We start from the raw sequence: 25443 nt of genomic DNA, 5'->3' as shown, positions 1-25443 counted from the left end.
CATGGCTTCTGCCGACATTACGCCTGCGCAGCCCAAAGGCGCGACCGGCCTGCTGCTGCTGGCCGACGGCACGGCGATCTGGGGCAAGGGCTTCGGCGCGCCCGGCAGCGCGGTGGGCGAACTGTGCTTCAACACCGCGATGACCGGCTATCAGGAGGTGCTGACCGACCCGTCCTATGCCGGGCAGATTGTCACCTTCACCTTCCCCCATATCGGCAATGTCGGCGCCAATGCCGAGGATGTCGAAAGCCGGGTCGAAGGCGCGGTCGGCTGCGTGGTGCGCGAGGTCGCGACCCCGCACAGCAATTTCCGCGCCGAGCAATCCTTTGCCGACTGGCTGGCCGCTGAGGGCAAGATCGGCCTGTCGGGCGTCGATACCCGCGCGCTGACGCGGCTCATCCGGCTGTCGGGCGCGCCCAATGCGGTGATCGCCTACGAACCGTCGGGCGAGTTCGATCTTCCCGCGCTGCTGGCGCAGGCGCAGGGCTGGGCGGGGCTGGAAGGGCTCGACCTTGCCCCGCGCGTGACCCGGGTTGCGCAGGAGGCATGGGAGGGATCGGTCTGGGCAATGGGCCACGGCTATACCCAGGCCCCAAATNCGCGTGACCCGGGTTGCGCAGGAGGCATGGGAGGGATCGGTCTGGGCAATGGGCCACGGCTATACCCAGGCCCCAAATTCCGCTCGCCCTGAGCCTGTCGAAGGGCCGCACGCGAATGGAACCGGTGCTTCGACAAGCTCAGCACGAGCGGATAACCGTGATCTACCGCACGTGGTGGCGGTCGATTTCGGGGCGAAGGACAACATCTTCCGCAATCTGGTGCAGGCCGGCGCGCGGGTGACGGTGGTGCCGGCGGCGACCAGCGCCGAGGATGTTCTCGCCCTCGAGCCGGCGGGGGTGTTCCTGTCCAACGGGCCGGGCGATCCGGCGGCGACTGCTTCCTATGCCGTGCCGACGATCCGCGCGCTGCTCGAGCGGGACGTGCCGATTTTTGGCATCTGCCTCGGCCATCAATTGCTGGCGCTCGCCGCCGGTGCGCGGACGGTGAAGATGCACCAGGGACACCGCGGCGCCAACCACCCGGTCAAGCGGCTGGCGGACGGCGTGGTCGAGATAACCAGCATGAACCACGGCTTTGCGGTCGATAATGCCGCGCTGCCTGATGGGGTGGAGGAAACTCACGTCTCGCTGTTCGACGGCTCCAATTGCGGCATCGCGATCAGCGGCAAGCGGGCCTTCGGGGTGCAGTATCACCCGGAGGCGTCACCGGGGCCGCAGGACAGCTTCTATCTGTTCGAGAAGTTTGTGGGGATGTTGGGGTGAGCGGTGATGAATTGACCCCACGTTTCCAAAGAGAGAGTGATCTCCTTCTTCGGCAAGCGACTGCATTTGCCGATGATGAAGGTTTTCCGATTGTTTATGTGTCGCGGCTGAATCTCAAATTTGTTCGCTCATCTTTCGACCAAATTGCTTCCCACTGGGAAGCTCAAGGCTGGGGAAAGCAAGTGGTGGAAAACGATGGGTACGGCGACACATTTATCTGGTCCTTTTCGGATGACGGATTGAAGGCTGGCCGTCGACGCTTGCGCAAAGAGAAATGGCGTAAGTATTGGGGAACGATAGGTCAAAATTGGATCGCATTTGCAGCTCTTTTGGCAAGTTTGATAGCAGCGGTTGCGGCAGTTTTCTCCGCATATTTCTCGTTTCTAGGACTTAAGCATTAATGCCCAAACGCACTGACATCTCCTCTATCCTCGTCATTGGCGCTGGGCCCATTGTTATCGGGCAGGCGTGCGAGTTCGATTATTCCGGCACGCAGGCGGTCAAGGCGCTGCGCGAGGAAGGGTATCGGGTTATCCTGATGAACTCGAACCCGGCGACGATCATGACCGATCCGGACATGGCCGACGCGACCTATATCGAGCCGATCACGCCGGAAATCGTCGCCAAGATCATCGCGCGCGAGCGGCCCGATGCTTTGCTGCCGACAATGGGCGGGCAGACCGCGCTCAATTGCGCGCTCGACCTCGAGCGGATGGGTGTGCTGGCCGAACATGGCGTCGAGATGATCGGCGCCCATGCCGATGCGATCGACAAGGCGGAAAACCGCCAGCGGTTCCGTGAGGCGATGGACAAGATCGGCCTCGAAAGCGCGCGCAGCGGGGTGGCGACCACGCTCGACCAGGCGTTTGCGGTGCTCGAACGCACGGGCCTGCCCGCAATCATCCGCCCCAGCTTCACGCTCGGCGGGACGGGCGGGGGCATCGCCTACAACAAGGCCGAGTTCGAGCGGATCGTGCGCGAGGGGCTGGAAGCGAGCCCCACCACCGAGGTGCTGATCGAGGAATCGCTGCTCGGCTGGAAAGAATACGAGATGGAGGTGGTGCGCGACCGCAAGGACAACGCGATCATCATCTGCTCGATCGAGAATGTCGATCCGATGGGCGTCCACACGGGCGATTCGATCACCGTCGCCCCGGCGCTGACGCTGACCGACAAGGAATATCAGATCATGCGCAGCGCCAGCATCGCGGTGCTGCGCGAAATCGGCGTCGAAACGGGCGGCAGCAACGTCCAGTTCGCAGTCAACCCGCAGGATGGCCGGCTGATCGTGATCGAGATGAACCCGCGCGTCAGCCGCTCGTCCGCGCTGGCCTCGAAAGCGACGGGTTTTCCCATCGCTCGTGTCGCGGCCAAGCTGGCGGTCGGCTACACGCTCGACGAGATCACCAACGAGATCACCGGCGCGACCCCGGCGGCGTTCGAGCCGACGATCGATTATGTCGTCACCAAGATCCCGCGCTTCGCCTTCGAGAAGTTCAAGGGCGCGAAAACCGAGCTGTCGACTGCGATGAAATCGGTCGGCGAGGTGATGGCGATTGGCCGCAATTTTCAGGAAAGCCTGCAAAAGGCGCTGCGCGGCCTTGAAACCGGGCTCGACGGGTTCAACCGCGTGGTCGAACTGGAAGGCGCTGGGCGCGATGCGGTCACCGCCGCGCTCAGCCGCCGCTCGCCCGATCGGCTGCTGTTCGTCGGCCAGGCCTTCCGCGAAGGCTTCACGGTCGAGGAGATCAACGCGCTGACAGGCTACGATCCATGGTTCCTGCGCCAGCTCGAGGAGATCATCGCCGCGGAAAAGCTCGTCCAGGCCAATGGCCTCCCGCAGGACGCCGATGGGCTGCGGCGGCTCAAGAGCATGGGCTTTTCCGACCGTCGGCTGGCAACGCTGGCGGTGCGTTCGGTCGGCGTGGCCGGCGGGCTCGCGGAAACGCAGGCCCGCCGTTCGGGGCTGCTGCACGATACGCTGAAGGCGCTGGGCGGGGCGACCAGTGCCGCCGAGGTCCGCGCGCTGCGCCGCAAGCTGGGGGTCGAGCCCGTGTTCAAACGGATCGACAGCTGCGCCGCCGAATTCGAAGCGGTCACGCCCTATATGTATTCGACCTATGAAGCGCCCAGCTTCGGCGTGGCCGAATGCGAGGCGCGGCCATCAGACCGGCGCAAGATCGTTATCCTGGGCGGCGGGCCCAACCGCATCGGGCAGGGGATCGAGTTCGATTATTGCTGCGTCCACGCCTGCTATGCGCTGGCCGATGCCGGGTTCGAAACCATCATGGTCAATTGCAATCCGGAAACGGTGAGCACCGACTATGACACCTCGGACCGGCTCTATTTCGAGCCGCTGACCAGCGAGGATGTGCTGGAAATTCTCCGGGTCGAACAGCAGGCGGGCACGCTGGTCGGGGTGATCGTCCAGTTCGGCGGGCAGACGCCGCTCAAACTGGCGCAGACGCTGGCGGACGAGGGCATTCCGATCCTCGGCACCGGCCCCGATGCGATCGACCTTGCCGAAGATCGCGAGCGGTTCGCCGCTTTGGTCAACCGGCTCGGCCTGCTGCAACCGGCCAACGGCATCGCCCGCAGCCGCGACGAGGCTGCCGCCGTCGCCGCGCAGATCGGCTATCCGGTGCTGCTGCGCCCGTCCTATGTGTTGGGCGGCAGGGCGATGGAAATTGTCGATTCCGAAGCACAGCTCGATGATTATATCGCCAATGCGGTGACCGTGTCGGGCGACAGCCCGGTGCTGATCGACCAATATCTGCGCGATGCGGTGGAATGCGATGTCGATGCGCTGTGCGACGGCGAGCAGGTCGTCATCGCCGGGGTGATGCAGCATATCGAGGAAGCCGGCGTCCATTCGGGAGACAGCGCCTGTACGCTGCCGCCCTATTCGCTCCCGGCCGCCATCATCGCCGAGATGGAACGCCAGGCCGAGGCGCTGGCCCATGCGCTGGGCGTGGTCGGGCTGATGAACATCCAGTTCGCGGTGAAGGATGGCGCCGTCTATCTGATCGAGGTCAATCCGCGCGCCAGCCGCACGGTGCCGTTCGTCGCCAAGGCGATCGGCCAGCCGGTCGCCGGAATCGCCGCGCGGGTGATGGCGGGCGAGAAGTTGTCCGCCTTCCCGCCGTTCCGCCGCGCACTTGATTACATGGCGGTAAAGGAAGCGGTGTTCCCCTTTGCCCGCTTCCCCGGCGCCGACCCGGCGCTGTCGCCGGAAATGAAATCGACCGGCGAGGTGATGGGCATCGACCGCGATTTCGCCCATGCCTTCCTCAAATCGCAGCTGGGCGCCGGGGTCACGCTGCCCGAACGCGGCACGCTGTTCGTGTCGGTTAAGGATTCCGACAAGCACGCCATCCTGCCGGCGGTGCGGATGCTGCTCGACCGCGGCTTTACTGCGATCGCCACGGGCGGCACTCAGCGGTTCCTTGTCGAACAGGGACTGGCGGTCGAACGGGTCAACAAGGTCGCGGAGGGCCAGCCGCATATCGTTGACCGGATGATCGATGGCGGGGTGGACCTGGTTTTCAACACCACCGAGGGATGGCAGAGCCTGGTCGATTCCCAATCGATCCGCGCGACCACCGTGGGGCAGAAGATCCCCTATTACACCACCGCGGCCGGTGCGCTGGCGGCGGCGCAGGCGATTGCCACTGTCTCCGCGAGCCAGCTTGAAGTCAGACCCTTGCAGGACTATTATAGCGCAAACTGAAGCGTTCCCCGACAGTCAGGCTGGATCGCGGCCGTTCCCGAGACGGGGGCGGGCCGTGGCTGGATTGTCGGGCGCTTGCCGTGGAGAACAAGGGAATATGGCCACGATGGAAAAGGTGCCGATGCTGGCCGAGGGGTATGAACGGCTGACGGCCGACCTCAAGGTGTTGCGCGCGGAACGGCCGAAGATCGTAGATGCGATCGAGGAAGCGCGCGCGCATGGCGACCTGTCGGAAAATGCCGAATATCACGCCGCCAAGGAGCGGCAGGGCCAGATCGAGGCGCAGATCGCCGATATCGAAGACCGCGTCAGCCGCGCCCAGATCATCGACCCGACCACCTTGTCGGGCGACAAGATCATGTTCGGCGCGACCGTCACCCTGCTCGACGAGGATGACAAGCCGATCCGTTACCAGATCGTCGGCCAGACCGAAGCCGATGCCAAGACCGGGCGGATTTCGTACAATTCGCCTCTCGCCCGCGCGTTGATCGGCAAGCAGGTGGGCGACGAGATCGAGGTGACGGTCCCGTCGGGCGACAAGTTCTACGAAGTGCAAAAGATCGAATTCATCTGACCCTCGCCAGCCACCACCGAACGCAGAAGGGCCCCGTCAAAGGGGCCCTTTCTCGTATCAGGCGGGCTCCCGGCGTCATTGCGAGCGAAGCGCGGCAATCCATCACAGCGAGACGCCGCTAGATTGCCAAGGCGCCTGCGACACCTCGCAAGGACGGTGCAATGATGTCAGGTCTCCGGGGTCAGCAGCCGGTGCAGGTGCACCACGACATATTTCATTTCCGCATCATCGACGGTGCGCTGGGCATTGGCGCGCCAGGCTTCGACTGCGCTGTCGTAATCGCTGAATACGCCGACCACATGGATGCTCTCGGGGTCGCGGAACTCCATTGTCTGCGGGTCCTTGACCCGTCCCCCCATGACCAGATGCAGGCGTTGCGGGGTATCGGTCGCATCCATGGCACGTTTATCCGTTAGGGCAGGGGAGGAAGCCCCGCGCCCATAACGCAAACGGCGCGGCAGACAAGCCTGCCGCGCCGTCTTTATTCAACTACGCGGGGATCAGCGGTTGCGGAACTCGCGCAGCGCACGGCTCGACTTCTTGCCTAGTTCGCGGGTAAGCGAATGCGCCGTGTCGCCGATCGCCTCGCGGCGATAGCGAGCATCGCGGCGCGCGCTGCGCGCACTGTCCGATAGGGAGTCGCGAAAATCTTCCCAGCGGTCTCCGCCGCGCTGCTTGGCGGTCTCGGCCGTGTCGAGCAGGCCCGTGCCGTAGGCCGCTGCCAGCTCGGTCACCGTGCTCCACAACGAACTAGCCTGTGCGCCCGCCCGGCGGCGCACCCGGCGGCCCGGCTTGGTCATGCCGGCAAGCAGCATGCCGATGGCAAGGCCACCGGCCACCGTGGCGATCGGATGATCTTTTACGAACTGCGTCGCGCCATCCTTCACATCGGCGGCGTAATCGGCAAAGCTGCGCTCGGCATTGCGCGCTTCAGCAGCTTCGATCTTTTCGCGCAGTTCATTGCGCTTGTCCTCGGTGGTAACGATCGTGTCAGCCATGTTCGTCTCCATTGCGGGGTGGAGCGCAGCGGCGCTCACCACTCTTGGTCGTCATCGTCCTCGTCGAAATCCTCGTCGCCCCGTTCACCCAGCACGAGATCCAGCAACGGCTCGCGGGCGAACCACAGGGCTGCGGCGCCGGCAATCGCGGCGACCACGCCCTTATTGTCGCGGGCAAGGTCCGCCGCTTCCTGCGCCATGTCGCGTGCGGTGCTTTTGGCGCGCAGGCTCGCGCGCTCGGTCACCGATGCTTCGTCCAGCGCCGCCCGGACGTGGTGATAGTCGGCCTTGACCAGCGCCTTGGCCGCATCACGCAGCGCCTCGTCTTGGCGCAATTGCATCAGGCGATCATCGCTCATGCCCGCTCTCCGCCGAACGCCTTGGCAATCCGCGCGAACCGGCCCTTCGCCTTCAGACCGAAAACCGCGGCGGCGGCGGCGAAGATGCCGGTGACCACGACCAGCGACCACCACGGACCGATTTCCGACCCGAGCGCCAGCAACAGGCCAACGACCAGCGCGACGCCCGCCATATGCGCGCACGCCGCGGCAACAGCGCCATTGATTGCGCCCGCCTTGCCTTCCTGCGCAGAATAGGATGCCCGCGTTTTCTGGAAGGCGACCTCGGCTTCGAGGTAGGTGCGGCCGTCTTGGACCAGCGCCTTGACGTCATCGCGGAGCGAGGAACTGGGCCCGGCGGCGGGGGCCGCCGGGCTGTCAGCGCTGCTCAGGCTGTGCGGGGCAGGCGGTTCGCCCTGATACATGTTCTGCGTCCCGCCCGTAGCTTAGCGACGGCCGCCGAAGAGGCGCGCCAGCACCAGGCCAGCGACGACGGCGATGCCAACTGAAGCGCCCGGCTTCTCGCGCACGAAGGTGCGGGCATCTTCGCCCAGTTCCTCGAGGCTCTTCTGATCGATCTTGTCGGCCGATGCCTGCAGGCTCTGGGCGGCGCTGCGGGCATAATCGCCATATTGCGCGCCGAAGCTCTCGTCGATCTTGGCTGCATTGTCGCTTACCATGCGGCTAAGCGCGGCGAGAGCCTCGCTCGCCTTGGCCTTACCCTCAACTGCGAGGTCGCCGGCCTTAACCTTGGCCTTGTCGGCATAGACGGCGGCCTGGTCCTTGGCCTGCGCGGTGTATTCCTGCGCACGAACAGCGGTTTCGCTCTTCAGCGCCGAGGCGCCGGCCTTGGCTTCTTCCAGCGCGGCGTTGAAACGCGACTTCGCCTCGCCGGTGGCGGGGGTGGCGGTGTCACCATCAAACTGCGTGAAGGTGCTGTCGGTGGTGGAAGAGGTGGTCGGAGTGGTGGTGTTCATCGAATCTATCCCTCGTAAAAATCATCGCCGGCCGAATGGCACGGGTGTCACGAGGGCAACGCGGCTTGCACCGCTTCGTTCCGCCGCATAGAGCGCGCAGGCCAACACCCCGCATTTCGGAGCACCCCATGACCGCCATCATCGACCTTCACGGGCGCGAGATCCTCGACAGCCGGGGCAATCCGACGGTCGAGGTAGATGTGCTGCTCGAAGATGGCAGCTTCGGCCGCGCGGCGGTGCCGTCGGGTGCGTCGACCGGCGCGCACGAGGCGGTCGAACTGCGCGATGGCGATGCCGGCCGTTATCTGGGCAAGGGGGTGCAAAAGGCGATTGCGGCGGTTAATGGCGAGATTGCCGACACCGTGCTCCTCCTCGATGCCGAGGATCAGCGCGATCTCGACCTCGCGCTGCTCGAACTCGACGGGACCGACAACAAGGCTCGCCTCGGTGCCAATGCGATCCTCGGCACCAGCCTGGCCATCGCCAAGGCAGCCGCCGCGGCGCGCGGCCTGCCGCTCTACGCCTATGTCGGCGGGGTTGCGGCGCATGTCCTGCCAGTGCCGATGATGAATATCATCAATGGCGGTGAACACGCTGATAATCCGATCGATTTTCAGGAATTCATGGTCATGCCGGTGGGCGCCGACAGCCTTGCCGAGGCGGTGCGCTGGGGGGCGGAGATCTTCCACACGCTGAAGAAGGATCTCGCCGCCAAGGGGCTGGCGACAGCGGTCGGCGACGAGGGCGGCTTCGCCCCCAATCTCGCCAGCACGCGCGCCGCGCTCGATTTCATCATGGCCTCGATCGAACGCGCGGGTTTCCGCCCGGGCGAGGACGTGGTGCTGGCGCTCGATTGCGCGGCGACCGAATTCTACGCAGATGGCCGCTATGACATGGCGGGCGAGCAGGCTTCGCTCACCCCCGCTGAAATGGTCGATTACCTCGCCGACCTGGCCGCGACCTATCCGATTCGCTCGATCGAGGACGGCATGGCCGAGGACGACCTCAATGGTTGGCAATTGCTGACCGAGCGGCTGGGCGGCAGGGTGCAGCTGGTGGGCGACGATCTGTTCGTGACCAATCCCCGGCGGCTCGAGATGGGCATCAAGCGCGGGCTCGCCAATTCGCTGCTGGTCAAGGTCAACCAGATCGGCACATTGACCGAGACGCTGCAGGCGGTCGAGATGGCTCACCGCGCGGGCTATACCTCGGTGATGAGCCACCGTTCGGGCGAAACCGAGGATGCGACGATCGCCGACCTCGCGGTGGCCACCAATTGCGGGCAGATCAAGACCGGCAGCCTCGCCCGGTCGGACCGGCTGGCGAAATACAATCAGCTGATCCGCATCGAGGAGGAGCTGGGTGACAGCGCGCTTTATGCCGGCGCGGGCTGCTTCGGCCGGCTGGCGCGCTGACGGAGGCCCGGCTGGCGCCGATCCCGACCCATCCCAACGCGCTGAGCCCTGAATGGCTCACCGCCGCGCTGCGGGCGGCGGGGCACGCGGCCACGGTCCGCGCTTTTGCGGCGGAGCCAATCGGCACCGGGCAGGTCGGCGACACCTATCGCCTGACACTCAGCTATGACGGGCCGCAGGGCGACTCGCCGGGCTCGCTGGCGGCGAAGTTTCCCGCTGCTGACCCCGCCAGCCGGCATACCGCCGTCACGCTTGGCCTTTATGCCAAGGAGGTCGGCTTCTATCGCGAGATTGCCCCGCAGATCGCCGTGCGAAGCCCGCGCGCGCTGGTGGCCGAGATTGCCGATGATGCGGGTGATTTCATCCTGCTGTTCGAGGATCTCAGCCCCCTGCGCGGCGGCGACCAGATCGCCGGCTGCACGCTGGCCGATGCGCGCACCGCGATCCGCGCCGCCGCCGCGATCCACGCGCCAAGCTGGGAGAACCCGGCCATCGTCGAGCAACCGTGGCTGCATCTGCCGGAGGCGGTGGTGGGGCAGATCCGCGCGCTCTATCCGCAGGCGCAGGCCATCTTCCGCGAACGGTATGCCGACCTGCTCGAGCCCGAATATATGGTCGTGTGCGACGGGCTGGCAGCCCGCGCCGACCGCTGGTTCGGCCGCCAGAGTCGCACGCGCTGCCTCGTCCATGGTGATTTCCGGCTGGACAATATCCTGTTCGACATTCGTGGCGGCACAGAGCCGATCGCGGTGGTCGACTGGCAGACCGCGACCATCGGCAGCGGGCTGACCGATATTGGCTATTTCATGGGCTGCGGCATCGGCGCTGACCTCGCCGGCGCGCATGAGGACCAACTGCTCGGCCTTTATTGCGCCGAGATGACCGCGCGCGGCGTGCCGCTCGGCCGGGCGGATATCGAGCAGGAATACCGCCTCGGCGCGTTGCACGGCGTATCCACGGCGGTGTTCAGCGCCGCTTTCGTCGAACGCACCGCGCGCGGCGATGCCAATTTCCTGTCGATGGCGCGGGGCGCCTGCGCACTGGCGGCGCGGGTAGATTCGCTGGGCGCTCTGGTCGCGTAGCGCCGCCGGATGATGCTGGCGCCCGCCTGGACCGCCGCGTCGCTACGCTCCTCGCGATGACGAAGGTCACTCAGGTCTCGTCATTGCGAGCAAAGCGAAGCAATCCAGGTGTTTGGTCCTCCCGCCAGGGATTGCCACGTCGCTACGCTCCTCGCGCTGACGATGATCACTGAGGTCTCGTCATTGCGAGCAAAGCGAAGCACTCCAGGTGTTTGGTCCTCCCGCCAGGGATTGCCACGTCGCTACGCTCCTCGCGATGACGAAGGTCACTCAGGTCTCGTCATTGCGAGCAAAGCGAAGCAATCCAGGTGTTTGGTCCTCCCGCCACGGATTGCCACGTCGCTACGCTCCTCGCGATGACGATGATCACTTAGGTCTCGTCAGTGCGAGCAAAGCGAAGCAATCCAGGTGTTTGGTCCGCCCGCCACGGATTGCCCCGTCGCTACGCTCCTCGCGATGACGATGATCACTTAGGTCTCGTCAGTGCGAGCAAAGCGAAGCAATCCAGGTGTTTGGTCCGCCCGCCACGGATTGCCCCGTCGCTACGCTCCTCGCGATGACGATGATCACTTAGGTCTCGTCATTGCGAGCAAAGCGAAGAAATCCAGGTGTTTGGTCCTCCCGCCCTGGATTGCCACGTCGCAAATCCAGCGCGCCGCGCGCCACCGCAGCACGCAATCGCAACCTCGCCCATTGCGCCCGGCGCCGCGCTGCGGCACCTTCGCAGCACATGGGGAGGGCGCGCGATGCTGACCAAGGGCGATGATTATCCGGTTCACCAGACCGCCGAACCGATTGCCTTTGCCGGCACCGACCGCAATTTCTACGACCGATATTTCTTCAACGGCTACGCGCCCGATGGCAGCGGTTTCTTCGCGCTGGCCTTCGGCGTCTATCCCCAGCTCGGCGTGGCCGACGCGCATTTCTGCACGATCCGTGACGGCGTGCAGCACTGCCTCCACGCCTCGCGCGAGCTGGGCTTCGAGCGGATGGATCTCACCGTCGGCCCGATCCGCATCGAGGTGCTGGAGCCGCTCCACCAGCTGCGGCTGATTGTCACCGAGCAGGAAGGGATTGCGGCTGACATTACCTTCACCGCCCGCGCCTTCCCGATCGAGGAGCCGCGCTTCACCCGCCGCAACGGCTCGCGCCTGTTCATGGATTACACGCGGATGACCCAGAACGGGCATTATCGCGGGTGGATCGCGGCCGATGGCGCGCGCCGCGATCTCGCCGAGGGCACCGCCGGCACACGCGATCGCAGCTGGGGCATCCGGCCGGTCGGCGCGGCCGATGCGCAGCCCGTGCCCGGCGCCCCGCTGCCGCAATTCTTCTGGCAGTGGACGCCGATCAACCTGCCCGGCGGCAGCCTGTTCTTCCACCTCAATGCCGATGCGGCGGGCAAGGCGTGGAACAGCCGCGCCGCCTGGGTGCCCGACGGGGCAGGGGCGGACGGTATTGTCGAGGGGGCAGGGCAGATGCGCGCGCGGCTCGCCCCCGGCACCCGCTGGCCCGCGGGCGGCGAATTGGCGCTCGACCTGCCGGGCGCGCCTTCCCGCGTGACGCTGGAACCGCTCGTCCGTTTCCAGATGCGCGGGCTCGGCTATACGTCGCCGCAATGGGGCCACGGGCTCCACCACGGCGCGCTGGCGGTGGCGCGCGAAGATATTGCGGTGGACGATTGCGAGGCGCTGTCGCCCGCCAACCTGCACGTGCAGATCGTCTGCCGCGGGGTTACGGATGCTGGCGAGAGCGGCGTGGGCGTGTTCGAACAATTGGCGATTGGCCCCTATGCGCCGCTCGGGCTGAAGGAGATGCTCGATGGTGGTTGAGGCCGTGGCGGAACCGGCGCGCCGCCCGCGCGCCTGGCCCTTCGCGCTGGCGGTGTTGGGCGGCACCGCGCTCGGCATCGGCGCGGCATTGTGGGCGATCGAGGCGGGCGCGCGGCCGACCGCCTATCAGGGATGGGAGGCGAACACACTGGCCGGATCGCCCGATGCCGACGCCCTGACCCGCGCCCGCGTGGCGCGCAGCGGGTTGCTGGCGCTGGATCGCTCGCAGGCGATCTATTTCAACCGCACCACCGACAGCGCCGGCCGCCCGCTCGACGAGGGCTGCCGTTACCGGGTAGGCGGCGGGCCGCTGCCGGCGCGCTGGTGGTCGGTCACCGTCTATGCCGCCGATCATTATCTGCCGCGTAATGATGGCGCAGCGCTGTCGTTCGACGCGACCGAGGTGGTGCCCGACGCGGCGGGGCGCTGGCAGGCGCTGGTCGGCCCGGCGCCGCAGCCGGGCATGGCCTTCGCCTCGACGCAGGGCGCGGGCGATTTTGCCCTGACGCTGCGCCTCTATAACCCCGACGCCGCCGCCCAGCGCGACTTTGCCGGGATCGCCCTGCCGGTGGTGGAAAGGCTCGATTGCGGCGGGGAGCGCGCGGCATGAACGGGCTCCCCAATCGGCAGGTGCTTCTGCTGCTCACTTTCACGCTGTGCGTGCTGGGCGGATACTGGCTGACGCTGCTGGCGGTGCCGAACCTGATGATGCGGACCGCGATGCACCGGCTGTCCGATGGCGGCGCGGCGGTCAATCGCTTCGTCTTTGCCGGGCCGACCACCCCCGCCTCGCGCCGCGTGGTGCGCCCGGCGCCCGATCTTGCCTATGGCAGCTGCGTCTATGACCTCGCGGCGGGGCCGCTCGATGTCGGCGCGCGGGTGACGGAGGGCGGGGGCTACACTTCGTTGTCGGTGTTCGCCGCCAACAGCGACAATATCGCGGTGCTTGACAGTATGACGCATCCCGGCGGGATCGACTTCGTGCTGGCACTGCCCGGCCAGGCCGTGCCGGCCGACCGCCCAGTGGTCCGCTCGCCCAGCGCGCGCGGGATTATCCTCGACCGGCGGCTGGCCCCCACCGCCGCCGATTTCGCCCGCGCCGATGCCGCACGCCGCTTCAACCTATGCGCGCCTATGGCGCGGACGGTCAAATAGCCGCCCTCATCAGAGCGAGCGATGCGCGGCAATCCATGAAGTATTCCGGATCACACGGGAATGTGACGATGTTACGATGTGTGACCTTTCGTCGTCACTGCACTAAGTCGGCAACCCTACATCCTTAGTGCAGTGCTTGGCCTGTACAGGCCCGGAAAAGAGGCTGGCAGTCAGTTAAGGCTCGTATCTCGCAAAACCATGCTCGGCGCCAGTAAGTCGCGTTCTGACCGCGCTCGGTGCTGTTTGGTCACCGGTTGATCAATCATGGAAGCGCTGCTGCAATGCCCACAAAGCGAGCGCGGCCTGCGCCGCTTCGCCGCCCTTGTTCTTCTGCGCGGGATCGGCGCGGACCAGCGCCTGGGCCTCGTTCTCGACCGTCAGGATGCCGTTGCCGATGGCCACCCCGTCCATCGTCAAGGCCATGATTCCACGCGCACTTTCGCCCGCGACGATCTCGAAATGATAGGTCTCGCCGCGGATCACCACGCCGATCGCGACATAGCCGGCATAGGCCCCGCTATCTTCCGCCAGCGCGATGGCGGCGGGAATTTCCAGCGCGCCGGGGACCGTGACCACCTCGACCTCGTGCCCCGCCGCCAGCAGCGCCGCGCGCGCGCCTTGCACCAGCAAGTCATTGAGATGCGTATAGAACCGCGCCTCGACGATCAGGAATTTGGCCATGTCGCTCACTCCGGAATCGGCCGGTGACCGACCACTTTGAGGCCGTAACCTTCAAGGCCCACGGCGTTGGGCGGGGTGTTGGTGAGCAGGATCATGTCCTGCACGTCCAGTCCGGCGAGGATCTGCGCGCCGATGCCATATTCGCGCAGCGCGCTGCCTTCCTCGTGCTGCCCCGCGACCTCCGCCTGAAGGCTCTCCGGGCGGGTCGGCATCAGCATGACGATGATCCCGCGTCCTTCCTCGCCAATCGCCCGCATCGCGCGTTGCAAGGTCCGCTTGCGCCCGCCTGACCGGCCCAGCACGTCATCGAACAGCGAGATCCGGTGCATCCGCACCAGCGTTGGCTCGCCGGCGATCACGTGGCCTTTCTGGAGGACGATATTGGTCGAGCCGTCGGTCTTGTTGCGGAAGGTCATCGCCCGCCAGTCGCCGCCATAATCGCTGGCAAAGGCGCCTTCGCTCGCCTTTTCAACCAGATGGTCGTTGCGCATCCGGTATTCGATGAGGTCGCGGATGGTGCCGATCTTGAGCCCGTGGCGGCGCGCGAAGCCGATCAGATCGTCGAGCCGGGCCATCGTGCCGTCCTCGCGCATGATCTCGCAGATCACCCCCGACGGGTTGAGCCCGGCGAGGCGGGAAATGTCGACCGCGGCCTCGGTATGGCCCGCGCGGACCAGCACGCCGCCCTCGCGGGCGACCAGCGGAAAGACATGGCCCGGGGTGACGATCGCATCCTTCCCGCGCGAAGCGTCGATCGCCACCGCGATGGTGCGCGCGCGGTCATGTGCCGAGATGCCCGTGGTCACGCCTTCGCGCGCCTCAATCGAAACGGTGAAGGCGGTTTCGTGACGCGTGCCGTTGTGGCGGCTCATCAATTCGAGGCCGAGCTCCTCAACCCGCTGGCGGGCGAGCGACAGGCAGATCAGCCCGCGGCCATGCGTCGCCATGAAATTGATCGCGTGCGGAGTGGCCATCTGGGCCGGGATGACCAGATCGCCTTCATTCTCGCGGTCCTCGTCATCGACCAGCACGAACATCCGCCCGTTGCGCGCTTCTTCGATGATCTCCTCGATCCCGACCAGCACCTTGCTGTCGTCACTATCCGCCAGAAACCGCTCCAGCTTTGCGAGCGTTTCGGCGGTCGGGTTCCAGCCCTCCTCGGTGCAGTCACGCAGCGTATTGGCGTGCAATCCCGCCGCCCGCGCCAAACCCGCCCGCGTCATATGCCCCGAAGACACCAGCCCGCGTACTTTATCGGTCACTTTCATCATCTATGAAGCATGTCACATTGAAATGTGCCGGTCAACTTAAGACACATTTGAATGTGAAGGGATGGTGGACGCACTAGGGCTCGAACCTAGGACCCGCTGATTAAGAGCGGCTTTTCGTCCGTATGCTTCCGCATGGATGCGGGCGTGTTTTTATTTGGGCCATCACCCAGTTTGAACCAGCGATCCCGCCTTACATCGGTTCGGCGCACCCTTTCCGGCGCTCGCCATGGATCAGCAGCTCGACCGCCACAGGGTAGCGCTTGTCCGACATGCCGTCGGAACAGCCGGGCGCGGCACGGGTCCGCAGTTCAAACGGGCGCCCGTCAAACGCGCCTGTCCACACGCCACCTTCCGTTGTGGGCGTGAACCGGGTCCAGACGCGCGTGCCTTTCTGGTCCTCTGGGTGGGAATAAGTGACGCAGCGCCCTTCGATCCGCGCGGCCCAGAACGGTTCGGTTCCGAATGCGCGCAGGAATTGACCGAAAGTTCCCGGCCGTTCTGGACGAGGCAGGGGCTGACCGGACGGTCTGGCAATCCCGCGCGCGGTGCAGCTGCAGCTGCCTGGCTCCGACAAGCAGCGACAGAGGACGCGACAATCGTCGTGGGTGCGGCAGGGTGGGGACCGCTGGTCTGGGAGCCGTAGCTTGCCGACACCGGGCCGTTCATGAGCGCCGCGAGGTTGGCCGGAGCCGCTCCCGCCGCGCTGACGCCGCCAAGCCGGCGATCGCCACGGAAATCTGCGACAAGCGCTTCCACTTCGCCGTCACTGCCAAATGACAGCCGCTCCTCACTGCCAATCGGCGTGAAGGCGGGCACGTTGATTTGCAGCCGGTTTTTCGCCGTAGGGCAGGTTAGGGACAGGATCGGCCTGCCGGTTATCGACTGCAGGACGAGTGGTGGACCCAGCGCCTGGCTGCAAGAGCCAATGCGCATCCGTTCCCTTGCCGGTATCGGGCGTCGATGAGCCCGAGGGCTGGGCATCCGCTGCCGGTGAACTGCTGCCGCGCCGAGCAGGCTCCTGTGAATCACAGGCGCCCAGCAGCATTACGGGAATGATGATCGGTAGTAGGTTGCGCATCCGGACATCCATGCACGGGAATGGCAAGAAAAGCTGCAAGGCAAGTCTTGGAATTGTGCATCCCCGGCTGGCGCCGCGTTTGCAAGGTATGCCATTGCCAAAGAATTATATTTTTGGACAGCCAGGAGGCAACCGCATGACGAATGCATTCTGACGCCGGTGTGCGTGAGCAGGTTATCATTTCCTTTTCCATCGCAATCTGCGAATTTCCCGTAGTCAGAACTAAGCAGCCTCAGGCTCTTCGCGCCCTCCCGTCACACACATTGGGCTTTATGATTCCGTCGAAAGGCCATATCGCGGCTTCGAGTTTAAAAACTAGATCACGAAATTCTCGACCGAGTGAGCCGTAGAGCGATTAGCTCTTCCTCGCACATGTCCAACTTCGCTGGCTTGACGTGCGCCGTCTGGAAGCGGAGCTGATCGACCATGACCCGCCACCTGCCCAACTTGGCTAGACCGGCCACAACGGAGATCGCGAATTGACCAGTTCACGCATTGCCAATGTCGCGCTGCAATCACGGGTCATGGATGCCGAGTCGGCTGCGGCGCTGATTGCGCCAGGCACCACGGTCGGCATGAGCGGATTCACCGGAGCGGGCTATCCCAAGGCGGTTCCATTGGCGCTGGCGCGGCGGATCGAGGCGGCACACGCTGCCGGCGATCCCTTCTCGATCAGCGTGTGGACCGGCGCTTCGACCGGGCCTGAACTGGACGGCGCATTGGCCAAGGCCAAGGGCATCGATTTTCGTCTGCCCTACAATTCCGATCCGATCGCACGCGGGCAGATCAACCGCGGCGAGATGAACTATTTCGATATGCACCTTAGCCAGGTCGCGCCAATGGCGTGGCAGGGCTTCCTTGGCCCGCTGGATACCGCGCTGGTCGAAGTGACGGCGATCCTGCCCGATGGCTCGCTGGTGCCCGCCTCGTCGGTGGGCAACAACAAGACCTGGCTGGACCGGGCAGACCAGATCATCCTGGAGGTCAATCGCTGGCAGAACCCCGCGCTGGAGGGGATGCACGACATCTATTACGGCACGGCGCTGCCGCCGCACCGCGTGCCGATCCCGCTGATCAGGCCTGATGACCGGATCGGCCAGCCGACCTTCCGCTGCGATCCTGCCAAGATCGTCGCCATTGTCGAAACCGACACGCCCGATCGCAACCAGGCGTTCAAGGCGCCCGACCAGAGCGCACTGCTGATCGCCGGCCACCTGATGGAATTCTTCGCGCATGAAGTGGCGAAGGGGCGGCTTCCGGCCAACTTGCTGCCGCTGCAATCAGGTGTCGGCAATATTGCCAATGCCGTGCTGACCGGGCTGATCGACAGCCCGTTCGAGAACATGACCGCCTATACCGAGGTTTTGCAGGACGGGATGCTGGACCTGCTCACCTCGGGCAAGCTGCGGATGGCCTCGTCGACCGCGTTTTCGCTCAGCCCGGAGGCGGCACACGCGCTCAATGCCGACATGGACCGCTACCGGGAACGGATCATCCTGCGCCCGCAGGAAATGAGCAATCATCCCGAACTGATCCGCCGGCTCGGCTGCATCGCCATGAACGGCATGATCGAGGCGGATATCTACGGCAACGTCAATTCCACCCATGTCATCGGATCGGCCATCCAGAACGGGATCGGCGGCTCGGGCGATTTTGCCCGCAATGCGTATATCTCGATCTTCATGGCGCCATCCACGGCCAAGGGCGGAGCGATCTCGACGATCGTGCCGCAGGTCAGCCACGTCGACCATATCAATCAGGATGTGCAGGTGGTCGTGACCGAGCAGGGCTTGGCCGACTTGCGCGGGCTTGCGCCGAAACAGCGTGCTCGCCTCGTCATCGAGAAATGCGTCCACCCCGACTACCGGGCCATGCTCGCCGATTATTACGAGCGCGCCCTGCGCGATTCCTACGGCAAGCATTCGCCGGCGCTGCTAACCGAGGCGCTGGCCTGGCACCAGCGCTTTATCACGACGGGTTCCATGCAATCGCCTGGCACCCAATGAGGCTTAGCGCCGCGTCATTGTCGGTGTTCCTTCTCCTGACTGCGAGTTGCAGTGGATCAGAGGTTCCCCGCACCAACGAAAGAGAGGCTCCATCGGAATTGTCCGACGTCCCTCCGAGCATTGCACCCGCTGCATTGCAGGCAGAGGTGCGCGAAACGCAAGTACGCGACTTTTACGCAACTAGCGGTTGGACACCCATTTGGTCGCCGCGCGCAGAGCAGGCATTGACGGCCGCGCTTGAAAAACGGGCGGGCCATGGCCTGGACCGCGTGCAATTTCTCCCGGACTTGTCGAAGCTATCCGCAGCGGCGCGCGAGATCGCCCTGACCCGCGCTGTTGCTGATCCAGCAAAGTTACACCGCATATACACCATCCCTCGGCCCGAGGTGGATCTCGCGCCGGGATTGGTCACGGCGGCGCGGGCCGGCCGGGTGGACGCGTGGCTGGATAGCCTCGCGCCCGGCACCCCTGAATACGCCGAACTTGCAAAGGCTTACTTGCAGCAGCAAAAAATGGCTTCGCAGGAAAGCACTGCGGAAATCTCTAGCGGAGACCTGATCCATCCCGGTGACGAGGATCCGCGCATCCCCCAGATCGTTACGGCACTCGTGGAAAACCGCTATCTGGCCATGCCGGTGCTTGCCAGCCCGGCGCCGCCCCAGGGCACAAATGGCACCCTCTACAGCTCGGACATCGTGACGGCCGTGAAGGCTTTTCAGCACGACTACGGCATCAGTGATGACGGCGTTATCGGTGCTGATACCGTAGCCATTCTCAATGTGCGGCCTGGCGACCGCGCGCGGTCGATTGCGGTCGCCATGGAACGATTGCGCTGGCTCACGCGCGAAACAACGGCGACGCGCATCGATGTTAATACGGCGTCGGCTGAGCTCAGCTATTTCCGTGACGGGAAGCTGGTCGATCAACGCAACGTCGTCGTAGGCAAGCCGGGCAGGGAAACGCCGCAGATATCCACTTCCCTGTTCCGCCTGGTTGCCAATCCGACATGGACGGTGCCGAAATCGATCCAGAGGGGGGAGATGGCTGGAAAAAGTGCAGCCTATTTCCGGCGCAACAACATGCGTTGGCGCAACGGCTGGATCGTTCAAGGATCCGGGCCCCGCAACGCGCTTGGCCTGGTCAAGTTCGACCTGCAAAACAGCCTGGCAATCTATCTGCACGACACGCCCGCAAAAACGCTTTTCGACAAGCACCAGCGTCAATTGAGCCATGGCTGCGTGCGCGTCAGTGACGCGCTGGGCTTCGCGCAAATGCTCGCCGAACAGCAGGATATCGCTGACCAATGGTCCAGGGCGTGTGCGAGTGGCAAGATCGCTTACGTCAGGCTCCCCGAAGCTATACCCGTCAGGCTGCTCTATCGCACTGTCTATGTGAGCCAAGCCAACCAGGTTACGTACCGGACAGATCCCTATGGCTGGAATGTTGCCGTTGCAGATTTGCTTGGCTTTGGCAAAAATGCCGGCAAGCAGTTCAGGAGCGAGGTAGACGACATTGGGCCGTGATGTCTCGCGCCACCTCTGCCTTTCTATTCGGATTGTTCAGGGCGGACACGATTCAATCTACCGGATGCCGATCAATGTTTTGTAATTAGGTTTGACGTCAATGTCAGGAGAAACACCGGTGTCCCGTCTTCACCTACACCCGGAAAGCCATCTCGTCTCGCGCATCGGTTGGCTGCGGGCGGCTGTTCTCGGGGCCAATGACGGGATCGTTTCGACGGCCAGCCTGATCGTCGGTGTGGCGGCCGCCTCGGCCGCGACCTCCGAGGTTCTGATCGCCGGTGTCGCCGGCCTCGTCGCCGGGGCAATGTCGATGGCGGCGGGCGAATATGTTTCCGTCAGTTCCCAATCGGACACCGAACAAGCCGATCTAGCCCGCGAGCAGGCAGAGCTTGCTGGGCACCCGGATTACGAATGCGAGGAACTGACACGCATCTACATGGAGCGTGGTGTGGATGCAGACCTGGCCCGTCAGGTGGCTATCCAGCTGATGGCAAAGGACTCGCTCGGTGCCCATGCGCGCGACGAACTTGGCATATCGGCGATTACAGCAGCTCGCCCGATCCAGGCGGCGCTAACCTCTGCAGCGACATTCGCCGTTGGCGCTGCCATGCCGCTCGCGATGGTCTTGCTGATGCCGCGCTCGTTGCTCGTGGCAGGCGTCTCGATCGCCTCGCTGGTCTTTCTGGCGTTGCTCGGAGGCATTGGTGCGCGCGCCGGCGGAGCGAACATTGTGAGGGCCACCCTGCGCGTAACCTTCTGGGGCGCCCTGGCCATGGCACTGACGGCAGGCATCGGAACGATCTTCGGGACGGTCGTCTGATCGTCTTGAGGAATCGCAACCCAGATCAAGTCCGGCAATTCCGGTTGCAAGCAAGGCCCGAGTGTTATGACGAATTCTGAAATCTCGGGGCAAGGGCCAAGTCAGGCTTCGCTCTCCGGATTGAGCGACGCCGAGGCCGCCGAGCGCCTGCGGACGGAAGGTTACAACGAACTGCCGCGGACGGGACAGCGCACGTTTGCGCGCATCGTCGTCGATGTCCTGCGCGAACCCATGCTGGCGATGCTGATCGGCGCGGGCCTGATCTATATGGCCTTGGGCGACCTTCAGGAAGCCCTGATCCTGGTGGCCTTCGCCGGGCTTTCGATCCTCATCACTGTCGTCCAGGAAACCCGCACAGAACGCGCGCTCGAAGCTCTGCGGGACCTGGGCGGCAGCGATCGAGACACTGGGTGCTGCCACGACCCTTTGCACCGACAAGACCGGCACGCTGACGCAGAACCGGATGCGGATAGCCGAACTGCGTCTCCCTGACGGCCGCATCCTGCTGCATGACGATCAGCAGAAACTCCTTCTGGAGGGCGAATTCCACCTTCTCGCCGAGTTCGGTATTCTCGCCAGCGCCCAGCAGCCCCTGGACCCCATGGAAGTGGCCTTCCACGAACTCGGTGATGAACACGCGCCGGAAACCGTGCGCGTGCGCCAGAACGCTGGCTGGACGTTGCAACATCACTATCCGCTCGACCCCGCCCTGCTGGCGATGTCGCAGGTGTGGGGCAACCCGGATACGGCCGAGGAACGGATCATCGCCACGAAAGGCGCGCCTGAAGCGATCGCTGAACTCTGCCGAATGACGGCAGAGGAGAATGCGGTGCTGAAGGGCACCATCGACGCCATGGCCAGCAAGGGATTGCGGGTTCTGGGCGTTGCCGATGCGCGCTGGTCAGGTGCTGAATTGCCGAAATCCCAGCGAGAATTCGCCTTCACCTTCCGCGGCCTGGTCGGCCTCGCCGATCCCCTGCGATCTTCTGTCCCCGATGCCGTGCGTCAATGCCGTGAAGCGGGCATCCGCATCATCATGATCACCGGGGATTACCCGCAGACTGCCCGCGCCATCGCGCAGCAGGCAGGGATTGATTCAGACGACGTGCTGACAGGCGAAGAACTGGCGGCAATGTCCGATGACGACCTCGGGCAGCGCATCGGCTTCGTCGGCGTCTGCGCGCGCATCATGCCGGAACAGAAGCTGCGGCTCGTCGAGGCGCTGAAAGAATCCGGCGAAATCGTCGCCATGACGGGAGATGGCGTGAACGATGCGCCTTCGCTCAAGGCGGCGCATATCGGCATCGCCATGGGCGGTCGCGGCACCGATGTTGCCCGCGAGGCGTCGGCAATCGTGCTGCTCGACGACGACTTCGGCTCGATCGTCAAGGCCGTCCGCATGGGACGACGGATCTACGATAACCTGCGCAAGGCGATGGGCTTCATCGTTGCCGTGCACATTCCGATTGCTGGCCTCGCGCTGCTTCCGCTGCTGACCGGCATGCCCCTGTTGCTGGGCCCGATCCACATCGCCTTCCTCGAGATGATCATAGATCCCGTCTGTTCGCTCGCCTTCGAGGCCGAGAAGGATGAGCGCAATGTCATGGCCAGACCGCCGCGCGGACCGGATACCCCGTTGTTTTCGCGCTGGCTGGTGGGCTGGTCGGTGATCCAGGGCAGCGTTGTATTGGGAGTGACCGGGGGGCTGACAATGTATTTCTGGCACTCTGGCATGGGCGAGGAACAGCTCCGTTCCACTGCCTTTCTTGCGCTCGTCCTCGGAATCACGAGCCTGATCCTGATCAATCGCCGCTTTAGCGCTTCGATAAGCGCGGCCTTGCTCAGGCTGAATCCGGCGCTCGCCATAGTCCTTGGGCTGGTGAGCATTATCCTGCTGGCAACGCAGTTTATTTCCCCGATTGCCGACCTGTTCAATTTTGCGCGCGTTGCGCCTCTGGGAATAGGGATCATTGCGCTCGCCAGCAATGCCATGCTGTTCCTCCTCGAGCGGTTGAAGCCGCTGTGGGGGAGCCGATTGCTCGAATAGCTCAGGTTTTGACCCCGGTTGGAATTCCCTGAGCGGCTTTGCCTCCCGCAATGCCGAACTAGGGGTTGCGAGAGGCAAACGCGCGTTTCCGAGTCAGCCGTTCTCGGCCAGCGCCTGGACAATCTCGTCCTTGATGGCGAGACGCTGCTTGCGCAGTTCCGTCTCCTGATCCTGCGACACCGGCGCGATGTTGGTTTCGGCCCGGTGGATCTCGTCGTTGACCGCGTCGTACTCCAGCAGCAGTTTTGCGAACCGGGCGTTCGACACCTTCAGCGCATGAATCTGGTCCATCTGGCCGGGAAATTCGTCTCCCAGTGTGTGGGGTGTATTCGACATTCAATTCTCCAATCGCAATCAGGACCCGGACCATGAGTCCAAGCAGGCAGACCGGCACGAATGCCTGTCTGCGCCGCTCCGGGCTGGTTCGCGATCGTTCCTAGAGTTGGTGACCGCTGCTGTCGACTGCGGGAAAGTTGCCTCTGCCTTGAGACACCGGCAGAGGGCAGGATCCGAGGTGGCCAAACACAGGCGCCGGCTGCATCATGGCATCGGCAAGGGCAGGACTTCGCATTGTCTGCCCGCAACAGCAACGTGAAAGGATGATTGTCCATGCCGAATGCCGAAATTGCCAGAGCTCGCCTTGCTGAACAACTCGCCGAACTCGACGGGCGGCAGCAGCGCATCGTTCAGGATCTGGCCGAACCCTTGAACCCGGATTCATCCGAGCAGGCAGTCGAGATGGAGGATGACGCCTCGCTCGAAGCCCAGTCCGCGCTCATCGCCCGCGAAATCGCGTCGATAAACCGGGCCTTGCTCCGTATCGAAAACGGCACTTACGGGGAATGCGTTCGCTGTGGCGACGCGATCGCCCCCAAGCGCCTTGAGGCACGCCCGGAAGCAGCACTATGCTTCTCCTGCGCAAGCAGAGAGACGTGACCCTATGCAAGACCGGCGCGCTTCTCAGCTGTGGCGTGACGTTCTGGATTTCTGGTTTCCGGAAGGGCGCACTGCGGATGTCGTTGCGGGGACCCATGTAAAGCATTGGACCTGGCGGATGCGTGACGGCGCGGAGCAGGCGATCGTCATGCAGTTTTCAGAACTGACGGCGCGCGGGGCCGAGGGCGAGCTCGATCACTGGGCATTCGATCCGCACGGCAGGCTCGCACTCATCATTGTGCTCGACCAGTTTTCGCGCTCACTCTGGCGAGGCACTTCGCGCGCGTTCGCCCAGGATGGCGCAGCCCTGAAACTGGCGATGGACGGGCTGGGCAAATGGCCAATTCAAGCCCTCGCCATCCGTGGTTCAAAATCGTCCACACCCTGCCGCTCGGTCACTGCGAAGGTCCTGATCACCTCGAACGCCTCGATCTCCTCATTCGCCTGCGCGAGGAAATTGCCGCGGCAGTTCCGGCTCATCTCCAACCGATCTATCAAACCCTGGTTGAACAGGCCGGCGCCGTCCGCCAAGTCATCGCGGCCTTTGGCCGTCAACCGCACCGCAATCATATTCTCGGTCGGCAATCGACGCCGGCGGAAGAAATCTACATCGAAAAAGGCGAGTTTCCGCACGTGCGGGCGTTTCAGATGACACGCCACTGAGGCTGGGCGCGCCTTGCTCATCCAATGGTGTAACCTTCGGGACGGGGGAAGTGCACTTTTGTCAAATAGTCGCTCGAAAGACGTGTTATGGTCCCAAAAACAGGGAGGCCTTCGTTGAGCGCAAATACCACCACAGCCCATATTGTCGAAACTGGTGAAAGTGCCTTCGCGGTCAGTATCGACGTGTCCGGCCACCACCTCATCGGTGACGAACCTATTGCCCAAGGGGGCGCGGATATGGGGCCGGCGCCCTACGATCTGTTGCTTGCGGCCTTGGGGGAATGCACAGCCATGACGGTGCGCTGGTACGCCCGGCAACAGAATTGGCCGCTCAAACGCGTGGAAGTGACCCTCATGCATGCCAAGGGCGGGGGCGAGGGGTCGTCGGCGAAAACGGATCAATTCACCAAGACGATCCGCGTCATCGGCCAGAATCTGTCCGAGGAACAGCGGAAAAAGCTCATCTCGGTTGCAGCTCGCTGTCCGGTGCAGCGCACACTCGAGGGAACGCCGGACATCACAACGGTTGCGGCGAGCTGACAGGAGAGTCAGACAATGACCTATTATTTTTCGGCCAAGTTACAGGTCCCCTTCGACGATGCCATTGCACGCGCCGAGGCAGCACTGAAGACTGAAGGGTTCGGCGTGATCAGCCGGATCGACATCCAGCAGACCCTCAAATCCAAGATCGACGTCGACTTCCGTCCCTATACGATTCTCGGTGCCTGCAATCCGACATTGGCACATGAGGCGCTGCAACTGGAAGACAAGGTTGGCCTGATGCTGCCCTGCAATGTCATCGTGCAGCAGTCAGGTTCTGACGAAGTTGAAGTCGCGGCGATTGACCCGGTGGCGTCCATGCAGGCCATCCGCAATCCTGAATTGATGAAGGCGGCCGCGGTAGTCCGAGACAAGCTCGAGCGCGCGATCGAGCGGCTGCGGAATTCCGAAATGTAGGTCAGCGAAAATCGGTCGTGTCCCACGGGGTGGTGTAG

Annotated in this window: 25 protein-coding genes, 1 tRNA gene and 2 pseudogenes; 19 read left to right on the top strand and 9 right to left on the bottom strand. The window is 64.1% G+C overall.

What is annotated here, in order from left to right; translation table 11 throughout:
• Window position 1 precedes the first annotated feature (1 nt).
• From carA to greA, 4 genes and pseudogenes are all read left to right on the top strand, one after another.
• Window positions 2–1322, top strand: a pseudogene (carA, locus tag ILT46_RS05040) (glutamine-hydrolyzing carbamoyl-phosphate synthase small subunit).
• Window positions 1319–1723: a hypothetical protein gene (locus ILT46_RS05035; protein WP_199503562.1), complete on the top strand. Its 405-nt coding sequence runs from the start codon at window positions 1319–1321 to the stop codon at window positions 1721–1723. Before carA ends, ILT46_RS05035 begins: the two are co-directional and overlap by 4 nt.
• Entirely contained in the window at window positions 1723–5052 is a 3330-nt protein-coding gene (gene carB, locus ILT46_RS05030) for a carbamoyl-phosphate synthase large subunit (protein ID WP_199503561.1), read from the top strand. The genes ILT46_RS05035 and carB overlap by 1 nt, the downstream gene beginning before the upstream one ends.
• Before the next feature lie 97 nt (window positions 5053–5149).
• Window positions 5150–5626 carry a transcription elongation factor GreA gene (gene greA, locus ILT46_RS05025; protein ID WP_199503560.1) on the top strand — a complete coding sequence of 159 codons (477 nt, stop codon included), beginning with the start codon at window positions 5150–5152 and terminating at the stop codon, window positions 5624–5626.
• Window positions 5627–5793: 167 nt separating this feature from the next.
• Here greA and ILT46_RS05020 read toward each other — a convergent pair whose 3' ends face one another.
• The 5 genes from ILT46_RS05020 to ILT46_RS05000 all read right to left on the bottom strand — a co-directional run bounded on the left by ILT46_RS05020 (window position 5794) and on the right by ILT46_RS05000 (window position 7939).
• Window positions 5794–6024, bottom strand: a complete 231-nt coding sequence (locus tag ILT46_RS05020) for a DUF4170 domain-containing protein (RefSeq protein ID WP_199503559.1) — start codon at window positions 6022–6024, stop codon at window positions 5794–5796.
• A gap of 102 nt (window positions 6025–6126) precedes the next feature.
• Complete coding sequence (locus ILT46_RS05015) at window positions 6127–6624, bottom strand: hypothetical protein (protein ID WP_199503558.1); 498 nt, start codon at window positions 6622–6624, stop codon at window positions 6127–6129.
• Window positions 6625–6659: 35 nt separating this feature from the next.
• Window positions 6660–6983, bottom strand: a complete 324-nt coding sequence (locus tag ILT46_RS05010; RefSeq protein ID WP_199503557.1) for a hypothetical protein — start codon at window positions 6981–6983, stop codon at window positions 6660–6662.
• Window positions 6980–7387, bottom strand: a complete 408-nt coding sequence (locus ILT46_RS05005) for a phage holin family protein (RefSeq protein WP_199503556.1) — start codon at window positions 7385–7387, stop codon at window positions 6980–6982. Before ILT46_RS05005 ends, ILT46_RS05010 begins: the two co-directional genes overlap by 4 nt.
• 21 nt (window positions 7388–7408) lie before the next feature.
• On the bottom strand, window positions 7409–7939 hold the full coding sequence (locus tag ILT46_RS05000) for a hypothetical protein (protein WP_199503555.1): 531 nt from the start codon (window positions 7937–7939) through the stop codon (window positions 7409–7411).
• 128 nt (window positions 7940–8067) lie between these two features.
• Between ILT46_RS05000 and eno the strand changes: the two genes are divergently transcribed.
• From eno to ILT46_RS04975, 5 genes are all read left to right on the top strand, one after another.
• Window positions 8068–9354 carry a phosphopyruvate hydratase gene (gene eno, locus ILT46_RS04995; RefSeq protein ID WP_199503554.1) on the top strand — a complete coding sequence of 429 codons (1287 nt, stop codon included), beginning with the start codon at window positions 8068–8070 and terminating at the stop codon, window positions 9352–9354.
• Complete coding sequence (locus tag ILT46_RS04990; protein WP_370592357.1) at window positions 9330–10436, top strand: phosphotransferase family protein; 1107 nt, start codon at window positions 9330–9332, stop codon at window positions 10434–10436. Before eno ends, ILT46_RS04990 begins: the two co-directional genes overlap by 25 nt.
• Before the next feature lie 746 nt (window positions 10437–11182).
• The gene (locus ILT46_RS04985) at window positions 11183–12268 is read left to right on the top strand and encodes a hypothetical protein (protein ID WP_199503553.1); all 1086 of its coding nucleotides are present in this window, start codon (window positions 11183–11185) and stop codon (window positions 12266–12268) included.
• Window positions 12258–12878: a DUF1214 domain-containing protein gene (locus tag ILT46_RS04980; RefSeq protein ID WP_199503552.1), complete on the top strand. Its 621-nt coding sequence runs from the start codon at window positions 12258–12260 to the stop codon at window positions 12876–12878. Before ILT46_RS04985 ends, ILT46_RS04980 begins: the two co-directional genes overlap by 11 nt.
• On the top strand, window positions 12875–13423 hold the full coding sequence (locus ILT46_RS04975; protein WP_199503551.1) for a DUF1254 domain-containing protein: 549 nt from the start codon (window positions 12875–12877) through the stop codon (window positions 13421–13423). The genes ILT46_RS04980 and ILT46_RS04975 overlap by 4 nt, the downstream gene beginning before the upstream one ends.
• 258 nt (window positions 13424–13681) lie before the next feature.
• On the opposite strand, the gene ribH is transcribed toward ILT46_RS04975, so the two are convergent.
• The 3 genes from ribH to ILT46_RS04960 form a co-directional block, all read right to left on the bottom strand.
• Window positions 13682–14104 carry a 6,7-dimethyl-8-ribityllumazine synthase gene (gene ribH / locus ILT46_RS04970; protein ID WP_199503745.1) on the bottom strand — a complete coding sequence of 141 codons (423 nt, stop codon included), beginning with the start codon at window positions 14102–14104 and terminating at the stop codon, window positions 13682–13684.
• Between the two features lie 5 nt (window positions 14105–14109).
• Window positions 14110–15372: a 3,4-dihydroxy-2-butanone-4-phosphate synthase gene (gene ribB / locus ILT46_RS04965; protein WP_370592356.1), complete on the bottom strand. Its 1263-nt coding sequence runs from the start codon at window positions 15370–15372 to the stop codon at window positions 14110–14112.
• A 65-nt stretch (window positions 15373–15437) separates the two neighbouring features.
• A tRNA-Ser gene (locus ILT46_RS04960) sits at window positions 15438–15505 on the bottom strand.
• Window positions 15506–16932: 1427 nt separating this feature from the next.
• On the opposite strand from ILT46_RS04960, the gene ILT46_RS04955 reads away from it, so the two are divergent.
• The 5 genes from ILT46_RS04955 (at window position 16933) to ILT46_RS04940 (ending at window position 22849) form a co-directional block, all read left to right on the top strand.
• On the top strand, window positions 16933–18459 hold the full coding sequence (locus ILT46_RS04955; RefSeq protein WP_199503549.1) for an acetyl-CoA hydrolase/transferase family protein: 1527 nt from the start codon (window positions 16933–16935) through the stop codon (window positions 18457–18459).
• A 146-nt stretch (window positions 18460–18605) separates the two neighbouring features.
• Window positions 18606–19982, top strand: coding sequence for a L,D-transpeptidase family protein (locus ILT46_RS04950; RefSeq protein WP_370592341.1), 1377 nt, complete (start codon window positions 18606–18608; stop codon window positions 19980–19982).
• 118 nt (window positions 19983–20100) lie between these two features.
• Window positions 20101–20802: a VIT1/CCC1 transporter family protein gene (locus ILT46_RS04945; protein WP_199503547.1), complete on the top strand. Its 702-nt coding sequence runs from the start codon at window positions 20101–20103 to the stop codon at window positions 20800–20802.
• 66 nt (window positions 20803–20868) lie between these two features.
• A complete protein-coding gene (locus tag ILT46_RS12375) occupies window positions 20869–21294 on the top strand; it encodes a cation-transporting P-type ATPase (RefSeq protein WP_370592340.1) in 426 nt (141 codons plus the stop codon).
• Window positions 21266–22849: a cation-translocating P-type ATPase gene (locus tag ILT46_RS04940; RefSeq protein ID WP_370592339.1), complete on the top strand. Its 1584-nt coding sequence runs from the start codon at window positions 21266–21268 to the stop codon at window positions 22847–22849. The genes ILT46_RS12375 and ILT46_RS04940 overlap by 29 nt, the downstream gene beginning before the upstream one ends.
• Window positions 22850–22942: 93 nt before the next feature.
• Here the strand turns inward: ILT46_RS04940 and ILT46_RS04935 are convergent, their stop codons facing one another.
• Complete coding sequence (locus ILT46_RS04935; protein ID WP_199503546.1) at window positions 22943–23185, bottom strand: YdcH family protein; 243 nt, start codon at window positions 23183–23185, stop codon at window positions 22943–22945.
• A 273-nt stretch (window positions 23186–23458) separates the two neighbouring features.
• On the opposite strand from ILT46_RS04935, the gene ILT46_RS04930 reads away from it, so the two are divergent.
• From ILT46_RS04930 to ILT46_RS04915, 5 genes and pseudogenes are all read left to right on the top strand, one after another.
• The gene (locus tag ILT46_RS04930) at window positions 23459–23785 is read left to right on the top strand and encodes a TraR/DksA family transcriptional regulator (protein WP_199503545.1); all 327 of its coding nucleotides are present in this window, start codon (window positions 23459–23461) and stop codon (window positions 23783–23785) included.
• 4 nt (window positions 23786–23789) lie between these two features.
• Window positions 23790–24107 (top strand): annotated as a pseudogene (locus ILT46_RS12370) (DUF924 family protein); the annotation flags it as partial.
• A 14-nt stretch (window positions 24108–24121) separates the two neighbouring features.
• Window positions 24122–24448 (top strand): DUF924 family protein, encoded by a 327-nt coding sequence (locus ILT46_RS12365; protein ID WP_370592355.1) that lies wholly within the window; start codon window positions 24122–24124, stop codon window positions 24446–24448.
• Between the two features lie 114 nt (window positions 24449–24562).
• Complete coding sequence (locus tag ILT46_RS04920) at window positions 24563–24988, top strand: OsmC family protein (protein WP_199503543.1); 426 nt, start codon at window positions 24563–24565, stop codon at window positions 24986–24988.
• Between the two features lie 15 nt (window positions 24989–25003).
• Entirely contained in the window at window positions 25004–25405 is a 402-nt protein-coding gene (locus tag ILT46_RS04915; protein ID WP_199503542.1) for a DUF302 domain-containing protein, read from the top strand.
• Window positions 25406–25443: the final 38 nt, after the last annotated feature.

The organism is Qipengyuania sp. YIM B01966 (genome assembly GCF_016461955.1).
Classification (GTDB): Bacteria; Pseudomonadota; Alphaproteobacteria; order Sphingomonadales; family Sphingomonadaceae; genus QFOP01.
Note: the sequence above shows the minus strand (reverse complement) of the source record. Positions and strands in the feature narration are given on the sequence as shown.